The 17,931-nt window shown below is 74.4% G+C and carries 19 protein-coding genes and 1 riboswitch; of the genes, 9 read left to right on the top strand and 10 right to left on the bottom strand.

Going from position 1 to position 17,931, the window contains the following annotated elements:
* Nucleotides 1–8 precede the first annotated feature (8 nt).
* The gene (locus ACQPZO_RS23800) at nt 9–1,205 is read left to right on the top strand and encodes an acyltransferase family protein (protein WP_433344096.1); all 1,197 of its coding nucleotides are present in this window, start codon (nt 9–11) and stop codon (nt 1,203–1,205) included.
* Here the strand turns inward: ACQPZO_RS23800 and ACQPZO_RS23795 are convergent.
* Nucleotides 1,192–2,037, bottom strand: coding sequence for a DUF4097 family beta strand repeat-containing protein (locus tag ACQPZO_RS23795; RefSeq protein ID WP_433344094.1), 846 nt, complete (start codon nt 2,035–2,037; stop codon nt 1,192–1,194). The genes ACQPZO_RS23800 and ACQPZO_RS23795 overlap by 14 nt on opposite strands.
* A gap of 99 nt (nt 2,038–2,136) precedes the next feature.
* Here ACQPZO_RS23795 and recO point away from each other — a divergent pair, with 99 nt between their 5' ends.
* The 3 genes from recO to ACQPZO_RS23780 all read left to right on the top strand — a co-directional run bounded on the left by recO (nt 2,137) and on the right by ACQPZO_RS23780 (nt 4,015).
* Complete coding sequence (recO, locus tag ACQPZO_RS23790) at nt 2,137–2,952, top strand: DNA repair protein RecO (protein WP_433344092.1); 816 nt, start codon at nt 2,137–2,139, stop codon at nt 2,950–2,952.
* Between the two features lie 8 nt (nt 2,953–2,960).
* Complete coding sequence (locus tag ACQPZO_RS23785; protein ID WP_433351193.1) at nt 2,961–3,761, top strand: isoprenyl transferase; 801 nt, start codon at nt 2,961–2,963, stop codon at nt 3,759–3,761.
* 68 nt (nt 3,762–3,829) lie between these two features.
* Nucleotides 3,830–4,015: a hypothetical protein gene (locus ACQPZO_RS23780; protein ID WP_350887253.1), complete on the top strand. Its 186-nt coding sequence runs from the start codon at nt 3,830–3,832 to the stop codon at nt 4,013–4,015.
* Between the two features lie 63 nt (nt 4,016–4,078).
* On the opposite strand, the gene gndA is transcribed toward ACQPZO_RS23780, so the two are convergent.
* The 4 genes from gndA to ACQPZO_RS23760 form a co-directional block, all read right to left on the bottom strand.
* A complete protein-coding gene (gene gndA / locus ACQPZO_RS23775; RefSeq protein WP_433344089.1) occupies nt 4,079–5,521 on the bottom strand; it encodes an NADP-dependent phosphogluconate dehydrogenase in 1,443 nt (480 codons plus the stop codon).
* Nucleotides 5,522–6,616: 1,095 nt separating this feature from the next.
* Nucleotides 6,617–7,417 (bottom strand): energy-coupling factor transporter transmembrane component T family protein, encoded by an 801-nt coding sequence (locus ACQPZO_RS23770; RefSeq protein ID WP_433344088.1) that lies wholly within the window; start codon nt 7,415–7,417, stop codon nt 6,617–6,619.
* Nucleotides 7,418–7,517: 100 nt separating this feature from the next.
* Nucleotides 7,518–8,948: an ABC transporter ATP-binding protein gene (locus ACQPZO_RS23765; protein WP_433351192.1), complete on the bottom strand. Its 1,431-nt coding sequence runs from the start codon at nt 8,946–8,948 to the stop codon at nt 7,518–7,520.
* A 97-nt stretch (nt 8,949–9,045) separates the two neighbouring features.
* Nucleotides 9,046–9,639 carry an ECF transporter S component gene (locus tag ACQPZO_RS23760; RefSeq protein ID WP_433344086.1) on the bottom strand — a complete coding sequence of 198 codons (594 nt, stop codon included), beginning with the start codon at nt 9,637–9,639 and terminating at the stop codon, nt 9,046–9,048.
* A gap of 71 nt (nt 9,640–9,710) precedes the next feature.
* Nucleotides 9,711–9,816: riboswitch (TPP riboswitch) on the bottom strand.
* A 129-nt stretch (nt 9,817–9,945) separates the two neighbouring features.
* Between ACQPZO_RS23760 and ACQPZO_RS23755 the strand changes: the two genes are divergently transcribed.
* The 5 genes from ACQPZO_RS23755 to ACQPZO_RS23735 all read left to right on the top strand — a co-directional run bounded on the left by ACQPZO_RS23755 (nt 9,946) and on the right by ACQPZO_RS23735 (nt 15,309).
* Nucleotides 9,946–10,776 (top strand): alpha/beta fold hydrolase, encoded by an 831-nt coding sequence (locus ACQPZO_RS23755; RefSeq protein ID WP_433344084.1) that lies wholly within the window; start codon nt 9,946–9,948, stop codon nt 10,774–10,776.
* The gene (locus ACQPZO_RS23750; protein ID WP_433344083.1) at nt 10,773–11,618 is read left to right on the top strand and encodes an aminoglycoside N(3)-acetyltransferase; all 846 of its coding nucleotides are present in this window, start codon (nt 10,773–10,775) and stop codon (nt 11,616–11,618) included. Before ACQPZO_RS23755 ends, ACQPZO_RS23750 begins: the two co-directional genes overlap by 4 nt.
* Nucleotides 11,615–12,364, top strand: coding sequence for a sugar isomerase domain-containing protein (locus tag ACQPZO_RS23745; RefSeq protein WP_433344081.1), 750 nt, complete (start codon nt 11,615–11,617; stop codon nt 12,362–12,364). Before ACQPZO_RS23750 ends, ACQPZO_RS23745 begins: the two co-directional genes overlap by 4 nt.
* A gap of 115 nt (nt 12,365–12,479) precedes the next feature.
* Nucleotides 12,480–12,983, top strand: coding sequence for a DUF6328 family protein (locus ACQPZO_RS23740; RefSeq protein WP_433344079.1), 504 nt, complete (start codon nt 12,480–12,482; stop codon nt 12,981–12,983).
* 130 nt (nt 12,984–13,113) lie between these two features.
* On the top strand, nt 13,114–15,309 hold the full coding sequence (locus ACQPZO_RS23735) for an acyl-CoA dehydrogenase family protein (RefSeq protein ID WP_433344077.1): 2,196 nt from the start codon (nt 13,114–13,116) through the stop codon (nt 15,307–15,309).
* A 78-nt stretch (nt 15,310–15,387) separates the two neighbouring features.
* Here the strand turns inward: ACQPZO_RS23735 and ACQPZO_RS23730 are convergent, their stop codons facing one another.
* The 5 genes from ACQPZO_RS23730 to ACQPZO_RS23710 form a co-directional block, all read right to left on the bottom strand.
* Complete coding sequence (locus ACQPZO_RS23730; protein WP_201754299.1) at nt 15,388–15,555, bottom strand: hypothetical protein; 168 nt, start codon at nt 15,553–15,555, stop codon at nt 15,388–15,390.
* 9 nt (nt 15,556–15,564) lie between these two features.
* Nucleotides 15,565–16,170, bottom strand: a complete 606-nt coding sequence (locus tag ACQPZO_RS23725; RefSeq protein ID WP_387024989.1) for a hypothetical protein — start codon at nt 16,168–16,170, stop codon at nt 15,565–15,567.
* A gap of 157 nt (nt 16,171–16,327) precedes the next feature.
* Nucleotides 16,328–16,723, bottom strand: coding sequence for a Fur family transcriptional regulator (locus tag ACQPZO_RS23720; protein ID WP_433344075.1), 396 nt, complete (start codon nt 16,721–16,723; stop codon nt 16,328–16,330).
* On the bottom strand, nt 16,720–17,019 hold the full coding sequence (locus ACQPZO_RS23715; RefSeq protein WP_161691876.1) for an ArsR/SmtB family transcription factor: 300 nt from the start codon (nt 17,017–17,019) through the stop codon (nt 16,720–16,722). The genes ACQPZO_RS23720 and ACQPZO_RS23715 overlap by 4 nt, the downstream gene beginning before the upstream one ends.
* A 43-nt stretch (nt 17,020–17,062) precedes the next feature.
* The gene (locus tag ACQPZO_RS23710; RefSeq protein ID WP_433344073.1) at nt 17,063–17,929 is read right to left on the bottom strand and encodes a metal ABC transporter permease; all 867 of its coding nucleotides are present in this window, start codon (nt 17,927–17,929) and stop codon (nt 17,063–17,065) included.
* Between the last annotated feature and the right edge of the window lie 2 nt (nt 17,930–17,931).

Here is a 17,931-nt window from a genome sequence, read left to right as displayed (position 1 = left end):
GCAGGCTGATGCGAAACCGATACCTGGACCTGCTGCGCTTCCTGGCGATCATCCGAGTCGTGGTCTACCACGTGACCGGATGGGGCACGCTGACGCTGCTCTTCCCGGCCATGTCGGTGATGTTCGCGCTTGCCGGATCGCTCATGGCGGCGTCGCTGGACAGGTCCGGGGCGCCGGCGGTGGGCCGGCGGCTGCGCCGTCTGCTGCCGTCGCTGTGGGTGGTGGCCGCGATCTTCGTACCCGCCATGCTGCTCACCGGGCTGCCGCTGACGCCGAAGGTGCTGCTCTGGGCGTTCCCGGTCACCGACCCGCCGGCCAACTACTGGGGGGCGCTGGCGCTCAGCCCGATCTGGTACCTGCGCGACTACCTCTGGTTCGTGTTCGCCTCGCCCCTCGCGCTCTGGCTGTTCCGGCGGGCACCGTGGCCCACCCTGCTCGCCCCGTACGCCCTGCTGGCCGCGATCGAGGTCGGCATGCTGCCGAACGCGCCGGCGGTGCTGCGGGACTTCGGCCTGTACTTCGGGGCCTGGCTGCTCGGCTTCGCCCACCACGACGGCCTGCTGCGCCGCATGGCCAACCGGGTGCTGGTCCCCACCGCGCTCGCCCTCGGCGCCGCCGGGGCGGCCTGGATCGTCACCCACCCCGGCCCCCGGGGGTACGACCTGAACGACATGCCGCTGGGCAACGCGCTCTGGTCGGCGGCGTTCATCCTGGTGGCGATCGGCCGGGCCCCGGCGTCGGCGGCCTGGGTGGACCGCAACGCGCTGCTCGGCCGCGCGGTGACCGTGCTGAACCGGCGGGCGCTGACCTGCTACCTCTGGCACATGCCGTTCGTGGTGGCGCTCACCCCGCTGGTCGACGTCGTCGGCTGGTCCCACCAGGACCCGGTGGGGCTGGCGATCCGGGTGGCGCTGGTCTTCGCGCTGGTCGGCGTGGCCATCGCACTGGTCGGCTGGGTGGAGGACGTGGCGGCCCGCCGGCCCCCGGAGCTGCTCCCGGGCGGCCGACCCCGCCCGGCGGCCCGCCCCGGCGCTGCGACGGCGGCCCGCCCCGGGTGGCCCGGGGATGCCGGTGGTGCCGTGCCGGGGCGGGCCGCCCCGGCCGGCGGTTCCGTCGTGCCGGTCAGTCCCGCTCCGGCGGGGCGGGCGGTGGTGCCGGCGCCCCGGGCCGCCGAGGAACACACCCTCAGGATCAGCGTGCGGTGACCGTCACGTTCCCGCTGCCGGCGGCGACGTCGATCAGCAGTGTCGCGGCCGGGTCGTCCGGGACGCCCAGGTCGGTATCGCCCGACCCGACGCTCGACCGCACCCGGTACCGGCCGGCGGGCACGACCAGGTCCACGTTCCCGCTGTCGGCGTGGGCCCGCGCCGAGGCGGGGGCGGACAGCTCCACGTCGACGTCGCCCGAGCCGGTCTCGGCGTCGACCTGACCGCTGAGGCCCCGCCCCGTGATGTTGCCGGAGCCGGCCCGCAGGATGGCCGGGCCGGGCACGTCGTCCACCTCCACGTTGCCGGAACCGGTCTCGGCCCGTACCGGGCCGGCGGCCCCGTCGATGTACATGTTGCCCGAGCCGAGCCGCAGCTCGACCGCGCCGACCTTGGACAGGTTGATGTCGCCCGAGCCGCCCTCGCCACGCACCGCCGTCCCCGGGGGCACGGTCACGTCGTACGACACCGAGCAGCGACGGCCGCAGTCGGTGTCCAGCACCAGCTCGTCGCCGTGCACCTCGTGCCGGGTGTCGGGCTGGGCACCGTGGTAGCGCAGCACCCGCCTGACGCGTACCTCGCCGGTCGGGCCGGTTCCGCGTACCGTCACGTCGCCCGAACCCTGGCGGACGACGACCCGGGCCACGGTGGCGGTCTCGGTGGTGTCGAAGTCGAGCTGGCGCATCGACAGGGTGTCGCACCCGGCGACGAGGATCAGCGCGGCAGCGGCGCTGGCGGCGACGGCGGTGCGCGTCACCGGCCGGCGGACGGCGACGGCGGCGCGGCGGGGCGTGGCGGCCCGGGTGGGCGCGGCGGTGGGATGCGGAGCCATGCCGGCACGCTACGGCCGGGCCGGCCCGGGGCGCATCCGGGATCGCGTGCCGGCTACCCCGAACCGACCCTGATTTCGCACCCCGAGGAGAATGACCGGATGCCCGGGTACCGCCGACAGCTCTACCGCGACGACGCGGTGGTGCTGCGCGTGCAGAAGCTCGGCGAGTCCGACCGGATCATCACCCTGCTCACCCGCCGGCACGGCCGGCTCCGCGCGGTGGCCCGGGGGGTCCGCCGCACCACCAGCAAGTTCGGCGCCCGGCTGGAGCCGTTCGGCCACGTCGACGTGCAGCTCGCCGGCGACCCGAAGGGCAACACCGGCAGCTCGCTGCACAGCGTCAGCCAGGTCGAGGGGATCGACCTGTTCGGCAAGCGGTTCCTCGGCGACTACCCGCGCTACACGGCGGCCAGCGCGATCGCCGAGACGGCCGAGCGGCTCACCCCCGTCGAGCGGGAGCCCTCGCTGCGGCTGTTCCAGCTCACCCTCGGCGCGCTGAAGTCCCTCTCCCGGGGCGACCACGCCACCACGCTGGTGCTCGACGCGTACCTGCTGCGCGGGATGACCCTCGCGGGGTGGGCCCCCGCGCTGACCGCGTGCGCGGTCTGCGGCACCCCGGGGCGGCACCGGGCGTTCTCCGTGCCGGCGGGCGGCGCGGTCTGCCCGGACTGCCGGCCCCCCGGCGCGGCGCACCCCGCCCCGGCCACCGTCGACCTGATGTCCGCGCTGACCACCGGCGACTGGGTGCTCGCCGACGCCACCGAGACCGGCGTACGCCGGGAGTGCAGCGGCCTGGTCGCGGCGCACCTGCAGTGGCACCTGGAGCGCGCGCTACGCTCGCTGCCGCTGGTCGACCGGGGTGCTCCGGTCGCCGGGCCGGGGGTGCCGGACGCGAGCAGGGAGAGAGCCGAGTGATCCGATCGATGAGGGCCGGCCGGCGCGAGCCGGTGCCGCCGACTCCGCACCCGTCGGGCGCCCGGCCCCCGGCGCTGCCCCCGGCGGCGGTGCCCCGGCACGTCGCCGTGGTGATGGACGGCAACGGCCGGTGGGCCAAGGAGCGCGGGCTGCCCCGCACCAAGGGCCACGAGGCGGGGGAGTTCAGCCTCTTCGACACCATCGAGGGCGCGATCGAGCTGGGCGTGCCCTACCTCTCGGCGTACGCGTTCTCCACGGAGAACTGGCGGCGTTCGCCCGACGAGGTCCGGTTCCTGATGGGCTTCAACCGGGACGTCATCCGCCGCCGCCGCGACCAGCTCGTCGACCTCGGCGTCCGGGTGGTCTGGTCCGGCCGGGCCGGGCGGCTGTGGAAGAGCGTCATCTCCGAGTTGCAGACCGCCGAGGAGATGTCCCGGGGGAACTCGACGTTGACCCTCCAGTTCTGCGTCAACTACGGCGGGCAGGCGGAGATCGCCGACGCCGCCGCCGCGATCGCCCGCGACGTGGCGGCCGGCCGGCTCGACCCGGACAAGGTCAACGAGAAGCTGATCGCGAAGTACCTCTACCACCCGGAGATCCCCGAGGTGGACCTGTTCCTCCGCCCGTCCGGCGAGGAACGGATCTCCAACTTCCTGCTCTGGCAGACCGCGTACGCGGAGCTGGTGTTCCTCGACACCCTCTGGCCGGACTTCGACCGCCGCCACCTCTGGTACGCCTGCGAGCTGTACGCCCAGCGGGACCGGCGCTTCGGCGGGGCGCTGCCCAACCCGGTCGCCCCGTCGACCTGAGCCAGGCTTACCGGCGCGCCCGGCTGGGTATCACCTTCTCAGCAGCCACGACACGGAGGTGAACCCACATGATTCAGAAGCGGATAGGGCAGTGGGCGGTCATGGCGGTCGCCGTGCCGCTGGCCGCGGCCGGAGCTCGCCGGCTCAGCCACACCCTGGAGGCCCGGCGCGGCCCGACCGGCGTGAGCCGGGTGCTCAGCAAGGGCGCCGATCTGCTGCGCCCACAGAAGGCGAAGCGCCGCCGGTTCTGGTGAGCCGTCCGTCAGCGCCGCCCCCGTACCGGGGGCGGCGCTGACGCGTCTCCGCCGGCGCGCGCGTCAGGCCCGCACCTCGGAACGGTCGCCGCCCCACAGCGTGTGGAACGACCCCTCCCGGTCCACCCGCTGGTAGGTGTGCGCGCCGAAGTTGTCCCGCAGCCCCTGGAGCAGCGCGGCGGGCAGCCGCTGGGCGCGCAGCCCGTCGAAGTACGCCAGCGACGAGGAGAACGCCGGAGTCGGCACGCCGGCGCGGGCCGCGTCGACCACCACCCGTCGCCAGCTCGGCACGCCGGCGCTGACCGCCTCGGCGAACCACGGCGCCACCAGCAGCGACGGCAGCTCCGGCTCGGCGTCGTACGCCTCCTTGATCCGGTCCAGGAAGCGGGCCCGGATGATGCAGCCGCCCCGCCAGATCGTCGCGGTGCCGCCCAGGTCGATGTCCCAGTCGTACTCCCGGCTGCCGGCGCGGATGTGGTCGAAGCCCTGCGCGTACGCGACGATCTTGCTGGCCAGCAGTGCGCGCCGCACGTCCTCGACGAAGGCGTCCCGGTCCTCGACCTGCCACTTCTCCCCGGCGTCGCCGAACGCCCTGCGGGCGGCCTCGCGCTGGTCGGCGTGCCCGGACAGCGACCGGGCGAAGGTGGCCTCGGCGATGCCGGTGATCGGGATGCCCAGGTCCAGCGCGCTCTGCACCGTCCAGCGGCCGGTGCCCTTCTGTTCGGCCTGGTCCCGCACGACGTCGACGAATGCCCGTCCGGTCGCCGCGTCGGTGTGCCCCAGCACCTCGGCGGTGATCTCGATGAGGAACGACTCCAGCTCGCCGGCGTTCCACTCCCGGAAGATGTCCGCGATCTCCGCCGGGCTCGCCGACAGCCCGGCCCGCAGCAGGTCGTACGCCTCCGCGATGAGCTGCATGTCGGCGTACTCGATGCCGTTGTGCACCATCTTCACGAAGTGGCCCGCGCCGTCCGGGCCGATGTGCCGGCAGCACGGCGTGCCGTCGACCTGGGCGGCGATCTTCTCGAACATCGGGCCGAGCTTCGCGTACGACTCGGCGGAGCCGCCCGGCATGATGCTCGGCCCGCGCAGCGCACCCTCCTCGCCACCCGACACTCCGGTGCCGGAGAAGTGCAGCCCGTGCCCGCGCAGCGCCTCCTCCCGTCGCCGGGTGTCGGCGAAGTGGGCGTTGCCGCAGTCGACGACGATGTCGCCCTCCTCCAGCAGCGGGACCAGATCGTCGATCACCGCGTCCGTCGGGGCGCCGGCCTTGACCATCACGATCACCGCGCGGGGGCGCTCCAGCGACGCCACGAAGTCCGCGAGGGACTCCGACGGCACGAACGTGCCCTCGTCGCCGTGCTCGGCGACCAGGCTGCGGGTGCGCTCCGGGGACCGGTTGTGCACCGCCACCGTGAACCCGTTGCGGGCCAGGTTCCGGGCCAGGTTCCGGCCCATCACCGCCAGCCCGGTCACGCCGATCTGCGCCCTCGCCTGCTGCGTCATCTGTTTCCGCCACCTCTCGCGTCGCCCGTGGTGCTGCGACCGTATCGCGGTGGGCGGGCGGCGGGGCCCGGTGGCGGACGCGGTGTCACGATGTGGTGCGTCCGGGCCGGCGGCGGCCCGCGACCGGTAATTCGGGTGCGGCGGGCGGGACGGCCGACTACAGTCACGTACATGCGTAACTGACGCCCCTCTTTTGGAAGCCGACCCGCCGTTCTCGCCGCGGGTCCGGCGTTCTGGGCGTCCGCATTCCCACCGCCGCCGTTCCACGCGGTGCCTGTTGTGGCCGGACGCCCGGGCGCTCCCCGTTCCGTTCGCCCCGCCGTCGCCCGGCGGCAGCTCCGCACCGCGCAGTCGGTGTCAGCAGCTCGCCGTGGGGCCGGCACCAGCAGTCAGGAGGCCGGGTATGCCAGCCAAGCCCAGTTCCCGCAAGCCCCGCAAGCCCCGCAAGCCGTCGCCGAGTTCGTCTCCGCCGGAGGTGACGGCGTCGGACCTCGGCGTCGCAGCCGCCGTTTTTCCGCAGCCGGGGACGGCAGCTCCAATCCTGTCGCCTGCGGGGGATCCGCTCCGCGTGTCGCCGCCGGTGGCGCCCTTGGACGTGGCGCCCCTGGTGGAGACGCCGCCCCCGCCGAGGACCGGCCCGCCGGCCGGTGGGGCCAAATTCCCTGCCGGCCGCACCCAGCGCGCCGGCCAGACCCGCCAATACGCCTTCCGCCGCAGCTGATCCGCACACCTCCCGGCTAGAGCCTGGGTCGAGGTCGGTCTACCTCGGCTCGGCTCGGGTGAGAGTGGGGTGGGGCTGTCGGGGCCGGCCCGCTCCGGGCGTTTGGGCTTACTCCCTGCGGGGCCCTGGTCGGATCCTTGGCGTGGCCGGATCCGTACGAATGGACGCGATCGCAGCGCAAGCGATTGCGCTGGCTAAGTGAACAAGATCGTGCTCGATCACGGAAAGTGGGGCCTCCTACCCGTAACGAGGCCCCACTTTCCAAGTTCGAGCACGATCTTGCACGTCTGGCCGGTCGTCGGCGGTTCCCGGGAGGCCGCCCGGCCCCGGCACCGGAGCAGCTCAGTAAGCCGGTCGGCCGGTCAGCGGGGCGGTCAGCCGATCAGTGGGCGGAACGCGCCCAGCGCGACGCTGACCGCCAGCGCCGTTCCGGCCAGGGCCGCCGCCCCGGCGATCAGCAGGCCGTCGGCGGCCCGGAACCGCTGCCGCCGGGCGGCGGTGCGTGGGGTGCCCGCGTCGAAACCGCGGGCGTCCATCGCCACCGCGAGCCGGGTGCCGCGCCGGATCGCCCCCACCAGCAGCGCGAACGCGGTCGAGACGAACAGCCGCATCCGGGCCAGGGGATTACGCCCGGCGTCGACCCCGCGTGCCCGCCGGGCCATGCTGATCATCTGCCACTCCTGGCCGAGCAACGGCACCAGCCGGAACGCCGCCAGCGCACCGATCGCGAACCGGGCCGGTGCCTTCGCGTTCTGGATCAGCGCATCGGCCAGGTCGGTCGGGTCCGTGGTGGCGAAGACGATCACGCCGGGCAGCGCCACGGCCAGCATGCGCAGCGCCAGCCCGAGCGCGGTCAGCAGCACCCCGGTGGTGACCAGCACCGGCCCCGCGTCGACCAGCACCCGGCCGGAGCGATCGGCGGCGAAGAGGACCAGGGTGGCCACGATGCCGACCGCGCCGAGCAGCAGCGGAGCGGCCCGCCGGGCAAGCACCCGGTACCGGATGCCGAACAGCGGCAGCACGGCCAGCTCGATGACGAGGGCGATCGCCGGGGCGACCGGGTCCAGGGTGGCGAGCAGGGTGAACGAGAAGACCAACGCCGCCGCGACCTTCGCCACCGGGTTGCGTCGGGCCAGCGGCGCGCCTGGCGTCGCCACCGGTTCGATGCTGATCACGTGGCCTCCACCACCCCGCCGGACGCGCCGGTCACGCCGCCGCCCGTCACGCCGCCGTCCCTGTCGGTCACGTCGCCCGCCGGGTCGCCGTTCATGTCGGTCACGTCGCCGCCGTCGGCTCGCGGGTCACGGTGATCTGCCGGTCGGCCAGGGCCGCGACGAAGTCCGGGTCGTGGGTGACGGTGACCACGCCGTGCCCGGCGTCGCGCAGCTCGGCGAAGAGGTCGACCAGCTCCAGCCAGGTCCGTCGGTCCTGGCCGAAGGTGGGTTCGTCGCAGAGCAGCAGCCGGGGCGCGGTGGCCAGGGCGGTCGCCACGCTCAGCCGCCGTGCCTCCCCACCCGAGAGGGTGTACGGGTTCGCGCGGGCCAGCGACGCCAGGCGCAGCCGATCCAGCAGTCCGTCCACGGTGGCCCGGACGGCGGTCTCGGGCCGGCCGGTGCGGCGCGGCCCGAGGGCCAGCTCGTCGAAGACCGTTCCGGTGACGAACTGGTGCTCCGGGTCCTGGAAGACCGACCCGATCCGGCCCGCCAGGGCGGGGGCCCGCCAGCGGTACGGGGGAGTCCGTGCGTCCCTGCCGGCCAGCTCCCCGGTCGCCGCCACCCGGCCGGTCCCCGGCCGGAGCAGGCCGCCCAGCAGCAGTGCCAGGGTGGACTTGCCGGCGCCGTTGGGGCCGAGGACGGCCAGCGCCTCGCCGGCGCGTACCGCGAGGTCGATCGGGGCGAGGCGGGGCGGCACGGCGACCCGGTCGGCGGTGATCAGCAGGTCACCCGGAGCCGCGGCGGCGCGCCGGGGCGGCACGGTCCGGCCGGGCACCCAGACCCCCTCGGCGGCGAGGGCGTCGCCGTGGGCGGCGAAGACCGCCTCCGGCGGCCCGTCGGCGCGTACCCCGCCGCCGGGTTCCAGCACCACCACCCGGTCGACCAGTGGCAACGCCTCGGCGACCCGGTGCTCGACCAGGATCAGCGTGGTGTCGCCGTCCATCGCGTCGGCCACCGCGCGGCGGACCAGCGCCGCCCCGGCCGGGTCGAGGTTCGCGGTCGGCTCGTCGAGCAGCAGCAGACCCGGCCGCAGGGCGAGCGTCCCGGCCAGGGCGAGCCGCTGCTGCTCCCCGCCGGAGAGGGCGGCGGTCGGCCGGTCCCGGTGGTACGGGAAGCCGACCCGGCGCAGCGCCTCGTCCACCCGGGGCCAGATCTCGTCGGCCGGTGCGCCCCGGTTCTCCAGCCCGAAGGCCACGTCGTCGCCGCAGCGGGCCATGACGAGCTGGGTCTCCGGGTCCTGGAAGACGATGCCGACCCGTTCCCGGTTCGCGCGCGGGTCGACCCCGTCGACCTCGACGGTGCCCTCCTGCTCGCCCGAGTCCTCGGGCAGGAGCCCGGCCAGCGCGGCCAGCAGCGTGCTCTTGCCCGCCCCCGACGGCCCGAGCAGCAGCACCCGCTCGCCACGCTCGACGTGCAGGTCCACCCCACGCACCGCCCAGGCCCGCCGCCCGGCGTGCCGCCACCCGAACCCCCGCACCCCGACCCCACCCACACCAACCCCCTCAACCCCCACCCGAACAGCCTGGTTGATCAAGAGGTTTGCGTCCGGGAAACGGGTTCGGCCGACGCAAACCTCTTGATCAACACGGTCAGACGGGGGCGCGGTAGTCGCGGGCGGCGGGGAAGCGGTCCAGGACGCCCGTGCCGGCCAGGGCGCGGGTGAGGGCCCAGCCGCCGGCGCCGGAGACGACCGTGGCGCTGACGATGGTGAGCAGGGCGTACGGGAATCGGTAGCTGGCCAGGTCGTACTCGGCGTTCCAGACGAGGAAGTCGAACAGGGCGGCGCTGAGGCCGGTGAGCGCCCCGGCGAGCAGCGCGGTCGGCAGCCGGAACGAGCGGTACCGGAACGCGGCGAAGGCCAGTTCGGCGCCGATGCCCTGGACCATGCCCTGCGGGATCACCGTGCCGGCCCACTGGCTGCCCAGCAGGGCGGACAGGACGGCGGCGACGGTCTCGCAGTACAGGGCCGCGCCCGGCTTGCGAATCACCAGGCCGCCGACCACGGCCGGCATCAGCCAGACCCCGTAGAGCAGGGTCTGCGCGGGCGGGAAGAACGCGAACGCCCCCTCGGTGGCGCTCCAGACCAGGCCCCAGGCCCAGAAGATGACGCCGAAGGCGACCGCGATCACCGAGGCGACCACGATGTCGATCGTGCGCCAGCGGTTGCTGTCGATGTGGCTCATGTGATGGCTCCCAGTTCTGAGTGAACCAGGAGAAGACGCACGCCGCGCCCGGGCTACCGGACGGCGGCGCGGCTGGAGGTCGACCGAACTCCCTGCGCTGGCATTACCCAGATCAGGTTCGAGGGTCTGCGGGCGGTGCCCGCACTCTCAGCGCTGTGCGCTCCCCTGTCGGATATGAAGTTGTCTCGCCGACGCTAACACCTCGGAAGATCGCCGGGCAATGTGATCCGAACGCAGCTCACCCCCGATCCCGTCCCGCGAAACCAGTACGAGTGAGGCCGGGCCCCGCTGGGTAGGCTGCCGATCATGCAGGTGGAGGCGCGGGGGCTGACGTTCGAGACCCGCACCGGTGGGCCGGCCGACGGCGATCCGGTGTTGCTGCTGCACGGCTTCCCGCAGCACGGCGGCGAGTGGGACGAGGTGACGCCGGCGCTGCACGCCGCCGGGCTGCGCACGTACGCGCCGGACCAGCGGGGCTACTCGCCGCTCGCCCGGCCCGGGGCGGTCGAGGCGTACCGGCTGCCCGAGCTGGTCGCCGACGCGGTGGCCCTGCTCGACGCGCTGGGCGTCGACGCGGCGCACGTGGTGGGGCACGACTGGGGCGCGATCGTGGCCTGGGGGCTGGCCGCGAGCCACCCCGACCGGGTACGCACCCTCACCGCCGTGTCCGTCCCGCACCCCGCCGCGATGGCGCACGCGCTGGCCACGGACACCGAGCAGAAGGCCCGCTCGTCGTACATCGCCCTGTTCCGCAAGCCGGGCAAGGCGGAGAAGGTGCTGCTGACGTTCCGGGCCGCCGCCCTGCGCAAGCTGCTCGGCGGGGTCGGCGACGCCGCCCGGGTGGCCCGGTACGCCGAGCCGATGCGCGAGCCGGGCGCGCTGACCGCCGCGTTGAACTGGTACCGGGCGATGTCGCGGGCCGACCTCGCGGCGGTCGGGCCGGTGCCGGTGCCGACCGCGTTCGTGTGGAGCAGCAGGGACATCGCGATCGGCCGCACCGCCGCCGAGGCGTGCGCCGCCCACGTCACCGGGGACTACCGCCTCGTCGAGCTGCCCGGCGTCTCGCACTGGATTCCCGACGAGGCGCCCGGTCCGCTCGCCGAGGCGATCCTGGCCCGCACGGGCGCCGCGCGGTGACCCCCGCCCCGGGTCCGTCGGGCGCGGCGGGCGGCGGCGTCGCGGCGGCCCGGCCGCACACCCGCGCGTCGCTCGCCGCGCAGCTCCACGACCTGGGGGTACGCCCCGGCGGCATCGTGCTCGTGCACGCCGGACTGCGGGCCCTCGGGTTCGTCTGCGGCGGCCCGCAGGCGGTGGCCCTCGCCCTGCTCGACGTGCTCGGCCCCGAGGGCACGCTGGTGGTGCCGACCCACACGCCGGAGAACAGCGACCCGGCCGGGTGGAGCAACCCGCCGGTGCCCGCGGACTGGTGGCCGGTGATCCGCGCGGAGACTCCCGGCTTCGACCCGGCGGTCACCCCGAGCCGGTTCATGGGGGCGCTGGCCGAGACCGTCCGGGGCTGGCCGAGGGCCCGGCGCAGCGACCACCCGCACGTCTCGTTCGCCGCGCTCGGGCCCGCCGCCGAGGAGATCGTGGCCGGGCATCCGCTGACCGACATGCTCGGCTCCGGTTCGCCGCTGGGCCGGCTGTACGACCTGGACGCCGACGTGCTGCTGCTCGGCGTCGACCACGGCTGCAACACGTCGCTGCACCTGGCGGAGTACCGGCAGGCCGCCCCGCCGAGGGAACGGGTGGGCGCGGCGGTGCGCACCCGTGACGGCGGCCAGCACTGGGCATGGTGGGAGGACGTGGCGGTCGACTCGGCCGACTTCCCCCGGCTCGGGGCGGACCTGGAGTCGACCGGCGCGGTCCGGATCGGCCCGGTCGGCGACGGGACGGGCAGGTCGATGCGCCAGCGGGCGGCGGTCGACTTCGCGGTGGACTGGCTGGCCCGCAACCGACGGACGGAGGAGAAAGCATGACGGTGAGCGCCGAGGACTACCTCGCGGTGGTGACGGAGACGATCGGCCGGGTGTCGGGCAGCCAACGGGAGGCGGTGGGCCGGGCGGCCGACCTGGTCGCCGACGCGCTGCGCGCCGACGGGGTGGTCCACGCGTTCGGCACCGGCCACTCCGAGGCCCTCGCCATGGAGATCGCCGGCCGGGCCGGCGGCCTGGTGCCGACCAACCGGATCGCGCTGCGCGATCTCGTACTGCACGGCGGGGCACCGGCCGACGTCCTGGGCCCGCTGCTGGAGCGCGACCCGGCGGTGGCCCACCGCCTCTACGAGCTGGCCCCGGTCCGCCCGTCGGACGTCTTCGTGGTCGCCTCCAACTCCGGCGTCAACGGGGCCATCGTGGAGTTCGCCGCTCTGGTGAAGGAGCGCGGCCACGGCCTCGTCGCGATCACCTCGGCGCAGCACTCGGCACGGATGACGTCCCGCCACCCGTCCGGCCGGAAGCTGGCCGAGTTCGCCGACGTGGTGCTGGACAACGGCGCCCCGTACGGCGACGCGACCCTGCCGCTGCCTGGCGGTGGCGCGGTCGGCGCGGTCTCCTCCATCACCGCCGCCCTGCTGGCGCAGCAGCTCACGGTCGAGGTGGTGTCCCGGCTGCTCGCGGCGGGGGAACGGCCCCCGGTCTACCTGTCGGCGAACATCGCCGGCGGCGACGAGCACAACAACGAGCTGGAGGCCCGGTACGCCGGCCGTATCCGCCGGGGGTCCTGACCGCGCCGGGCGGGGTGTGGTCGTGAGTCGGTTTCGCCATCCGCCCGACGGGGCAAAGCCGTTGCTGCCGGCGGGGTGGATCCCGCCGGCAGTACCGTCACCCCGGAGGTAGCGCGTGTCGAAGGAAACTGAGAAGCAGCGCTGGCAGCGCAACTTCGCCGACCTGCTCCAGGAGTTGCGGGTCGCCCAGACCGGCGTGCAGATCCTGTTCGCGTTCCTGCTGACCCTGCCGTTCAGCAACGGCTTCACGCACACCAGCGAGTTCCAGAGAGACGTCTACATCGTCGCGTTGCTGTCGGCGGCCGGTGCCACCGCCATGATCATCTCCCCGGTCGCCTTCCACCGGGCGCTGTTCCGGCAGGGGCGCAAGCCGGAGCTGGTCCGGTTCGCCCACCGGATGGCCAGCGGCGGGCTCGCCTTCATGCTCGTCGCGATGGTCAGCGCGGTCCTGCTGATCACCGACTTCGTGCTGGACCGGGGCATCGCCTTCGTGCTCACCGGGATCACGGCGGTCTGGTTCCTGGCCTTCTGGGTGGTCCTGCCGTTCGCCCGCCGCAACTGGGGCGACGACGACATCGACGACGACGATGACGATCCGCAGGTGCTGCCCGGCAGCTGATCCCGCCGACCAGCGCGGACGCTGGGGAAAATCCGAGGTGCACGCAACGCTACCCCTGGGTAACAGCCGGGGGTAGCGTTGCTTTGTCGAGCACGTTGACGCATCCGGACCGAGGTTCGAGGGGGCCGCCGTGACCACGACGCAGAACAGCCGACCCGCGCCCGACCCGGCGGGGGGAGCCCCGGCGGGCGGCCCCACCGGCCGGGTCGCGCCGATCGACGATCCGGCCCCGGCCGTCCCGGGCCCCGCCGCCGACGTCAGCGAGGCCACCACCGACGCCAACGCCAACGACGCCGCACCCACCGCCGAGGCCACCGCCGACGCCGACGCCAACGACGCCGCACCCACCGCCGAGGCCACCGCCGACGCTGTCGCCGTCGACGCCGCCGGAGGCGCGGGGGCGCTGCCGGCGGAGGCCGGTCAGGTGTCGGAGAAGGAGGCCCGGCAGGTCGCCGAGGCGGCCCGCGAGTCCGCGTGGGACCGGCCGAGCTTCGGCAAGGAGTTGTTCCTCGGCCGGCTCCGGATCGACCTGATCCACCCCTGGCCGCGTACCGACCCGGCCGAGGACGCCCGGGCCGGGGAGTTCCTCGGCAGGCTGCGGGCGTACCTGGAGTCCGAGGTGGACGGGGCGGCCATCGAGCGCGACGCCCGCATCCCCGACGAGGTGTTCCACGGGCTGGCCCGGCTCGGCGCGTTCGGCATGAAGATCGACCGGTCCCACGGCGGGCTCGGGCTGAGCAACCTGCACTACTGCCGGGCGTTGATGCTGGCGGGGTCGGTCAGCCCGGCGATCGGCGCGCTGCTGTCGGCCCACCAGTCGATCGGCGTCCCGCAGCCGCTGAAGATGTTCGGCACCGACGAGCAGAAGCAGCGCTTCCTGCCCCGGCTCGCCGCCGGCGAGGTGTCGGCGTTCCTGCTCACCGAGCCGGACGTCGGCTCCGACCCGGCACGGCTGGCCACCACGGCCGAGCCGACCGCCGACGGCGCCGGGTACCGGCTCAACGGGGTGAAGCTGTGGGCCACCAACGGCACCGTGGCCACCCTGCTGGTGGTGATGGCCCGGGTGCCGGCCGGCGAGGGGCGGCGCGGCGGGATCACCGCCTTCGTCGTCGACGGCGACGCCGAGGGCATCACGGTGGAGCGGCGCAACGAGTTCACCGGCCTGCGCGGCCTGGAGAACAGCCTCACCCGGTTCCACGACGTGTTCGTGCCGAACGAGAACGTCATCGGCGGCGAGGGCAAGGGGCTGAAGATCGCCCTGACCACGCTGAACACCGGGCGGCTGTCGCTGCCGGCGATGTGCGTCGGCGCGGGGAAGTGGTCGCTGAACGTGGCCCGGGACTGGGCCGCCGACCGGGTCCAGTGGGGCCGGCCGGTGGGCGCGCACGAGGCCGTCGCGCAGAAGCTCTCGTTCGTCGCCGCCACCACGTACGGCATGGAGACCATGCTGGACCTGTGCTGCCTGCTCGCCGACGACGACCGCAACGACATCCGGATCGAGGCGGCCCTGGTCAAGCTCTACGCCAGCGAGATGGCCTGGAAGATCGGCGACGAGCTGCTCCAGATCCGGGGCGGGCGCGGCTACGAGACGGCCGACTCCCTGGCCGCCCGGGGCGAGCGCCCGGCCGCGGTCGAGCAGATGCTGCGCGACCTGCGGATCAACCGGATCTTCGAGGGCTCCACCGAGATCATGCACCTGCTCATCGCCCGCGAGGCGGTCGACGCCCACCTCTCGGTCGCCGGGGACATCATCGACCCCGACGCCGGGCTCGGCCGCAAGGCGAAGGCCGGCGCGCGGGCCGGGGCCTTCTACGCGAAGTGGCTCCCCACCCTCGCCGTCGGCCGGGGCCAGGCACCGAGGGCGTACGCCGAGTTCGGCCCGCTCGCCGGCCACCTGCGCCAGGTCGAGCGGCACAGCCGCAAGCTGGCCCGGTCGACGTTCTACGCGATGTCCCGCTGGCAGGGCAAGATGGAGCGCAAGCAGGCGTTCCTCGGCCGGGTGGTGGACATCGGCGCGGAGCTGTTCGCGATGTCCGCGGTCTGCGTCCGGGCGTACGCGGAGAAGGACACCCGCCCGGAGAACGTCGAGCTGGCCGACCTCTTCTGCCGCCAGGCCAGGCTGCGGATCGACGCCCTGTTCACCGACCTGTGGGCGAACACCGACTCCGTCGACGTGGCGGCGGCGAAGCGGATTCTCGACGGCCGGTACGCGGCCCTGGAGGACGGGGTGATCACCCCGCCGGCCGACCTGCCCTGGGTGGCCAGCTGGACCCCCGGCCCGTCCACCGCCCAGGACGTGCGCCGCCGCATCCCCCGCCCCGAGTGACGAGGGAGGGTCCCCTGCCGACGCCCGTGGCACGGCAGGGGGCCCGTCCGCAGCGGAGCGCCCCGGGCCGGCGCGGGCTCACCGGGCGATGGCCCAGGCCAGCACGGCGGCCAGGATCAGCCCGTTGAGCGCCGCCAGCACCAGGTACGCCGCCGGCGGTATCTTGCGGCCCCGGCGGACGAAGCTGACCAGCACGACGGCGTAGACCAGCAGCAGCACGGCGACGACGATCAGGAAGTAGAGCACCGGACCACCCTAGCGGCCACCTCGGAGCCCGAGCCCGCGCAGCTCCAGCGCGGCGAGCGCCTCGACCGTGGCGTCGTCGCCGCGTCGCCACGCGTCGGCCACGTCCGGGGCGATCCGGGTCAGCTTGCCGATCGGCTGACCGGCCAGCGCCCGCAGGGCCAGCAGGTCCCGCCCGGCCGGGACGGCGGCCAGTGCCTTGGCCGAGGCGGCCCGTCGCATCCAACGCAGCCGCAGCGGCAGCCAGCCGAACAGCACCAGGCCGAGCGGGAACACCAGCACCGCGATGCTGAGCGCCAGGGCGAGCTGGCCGACCAGTTCCTGCTGGTCCCGGCCCGCCTCGGCCATCGACCGGGCGGCGTCGGCGGCCTTCGCGAACGGGGCGGTCAGCTCGTCGCCGACCAGCGGCACCCGGCGGATCTTGCCGCCGGCGTCGGCCAGGTTGTCGGCGAGGCCGCCGCCGGCCCCCTCCAGCTTCTGTCCGGGTACGGCGAGCTTCTGCACCAGGTCGTGCACCCAGAGCGCGAAGCGGATCGCGGCGTACACCCAGACGGCGACGAGCAGGTCGGTCAGGAACTGGCGGACGGCGGTCGGGAAGCGATCGGCGTAGATCTTCACGCCGGACAGCGTGTCACGGCCCGACCCGCCCGGCACGGGTCGGTTTTTGCGCCCGGCGCGGACGCGACCCGGCCGGCGCGGTACGGCGGCCGGGCCGTGGGGCCGTGGGGCTGAAGGACTGCGTGGGGCTGAAGGGCTGCCGGGCTGCTGGGCGGGGTCAGCCGGCGCAGGCCGGGCAGGTGCCGAAGATCTCCAGGGTGTGGCTGACGTCGGCGTACCCGTGTTGCGCCGCCACCCGCTCCGCCCAGGTCTCCACGGTCGGCCCGGCCACCTCGACGGTGCGCCCGCAGGCCCGGCAGACCAGATGGTGGTGGTGGCCCTCGCTGCACCGCCGGTAGAGGTGCTCGCCGCCGGGCGGGCGCATCACGTCGATCTCGCCCGCGTCGGCGAGCCCCTGCAGGGTGCGGTAGACGGTGGTCAGCCCCACCCGCTCGCCGCGCTCGCGGAGCATGGCATGCAGGTCCTGCGCGCTGTGGAACCCCTCGACCTCGGCGAGCAGTGCGCTCACCGCCGAGCGCTGCCGGGTGTTCCGGACGGGGTTCCCCTCGGTCACGATGCCTCCCCTGCGTGGCTGACCGCGTCGGCCACGATGTGCGCGACGTGCTCGTCGACCAGCGCGTACGCGATTTCCCGCCCGCGCCGGGAGCCGCGGACCACGCCGGCCCCCCGCAGCACCCGCAAATGTTGCGAGACCAGCGGCTGCGTCGCACCGAGCTTCTCCACCAGTTCGTGCACGCACCGTTCACCTTGCGCCAGTTCGCTCACGATCGCCAGCCGGATCGGGGCCGCGAGGGCGCGCAGCAGCTCACCGGCGTCCTCGTACGCCTCGTATCCTGATCCGCCGGTCACCTTGTAACGGTAACCAATCCCACCGGGCCGCCGGGGCGCAGGATCACCGAAGCACCACTTCGGGCGGCTCGACGACCGCTGTCCCGGCCGTCGTCCGGCGTCGGCGCACCGCCCGCCAGCCGGCGCCGGCGACCGCGACGACGAGGAACGAGGCGATCGCCAGCAGCACCACGGACGCGCCGGGGGCGGTGTCGGCGTTGGCGGCCACCCAGACCCCGGAGCCGGCGGCGAACAGCCCGAGCGTCATCGCCGCGGCCATCGTGCTGCGGAAGCCCCGGGTGACCTGCTGGGCGGTGGCCACCGGGACCACCATCAGGGCGCTGATCAGCAGCACCCCGACGGCCCGCATGGCGATCGTCACGGTGACCGCGGTGCCGACCGCGAGCAGCATGTTCAGCGCCCGCACGGGCAGCCCGGCGACCCGGGCGTACTCCTCGTCGTGGCAGACCGCGAACAGCGCCGGGCGCAGCGCCAACATGGTCACCAGGAGCGCCACGCCGAGCACCACGATGGTGGTCAGGTCCTGCGGCGAGATGGTGGTCAGCGACCCGAACAGGTACGCGTTGAGCTTCGCGCTGGTGGCGTCGGAGAGCCCGACCAGCGTCACCCCGCCCGCGATCCCGCCGTAGAACAGCAGCGCCAGCGCGAGGTCGCCCGAGGTGCGTCCACGCGCCCGGACCAGTTCGATGGTGATCGCGCCGAGCGTCGCCACGACCACGGCCACCAGCACCGGGGAACGGTTGAGCAACAGCCCGGCGCCGACGCCGGTGAGCGCCACGTGGCCCACCCCGTCGCCGATCAGGGCCAGCCGGCGCTGCACCAGGTAGATGCCGAGCGCCGGGGCGGCCAGGCCGATGACCAGCGCGCCGATCAGGGCGCGCTGCATGTACGGGTACTGGAAAAGCTCCATGC

Origin of the sequence: Micromonospora sp. CA-111912, assembly GCF_050948415.1 — a bacterium.
Classification (GTDB): domain Bacteria; phylum Actinomycetota; class Actinomycetes; order Mycobacteriales; family Micromonosporaceae; genus Micromonospora.
Note: the sequence above shows the minus strand (reverse complement) of the source record. Positions and strands in the feature narration are given on the sequence as shown.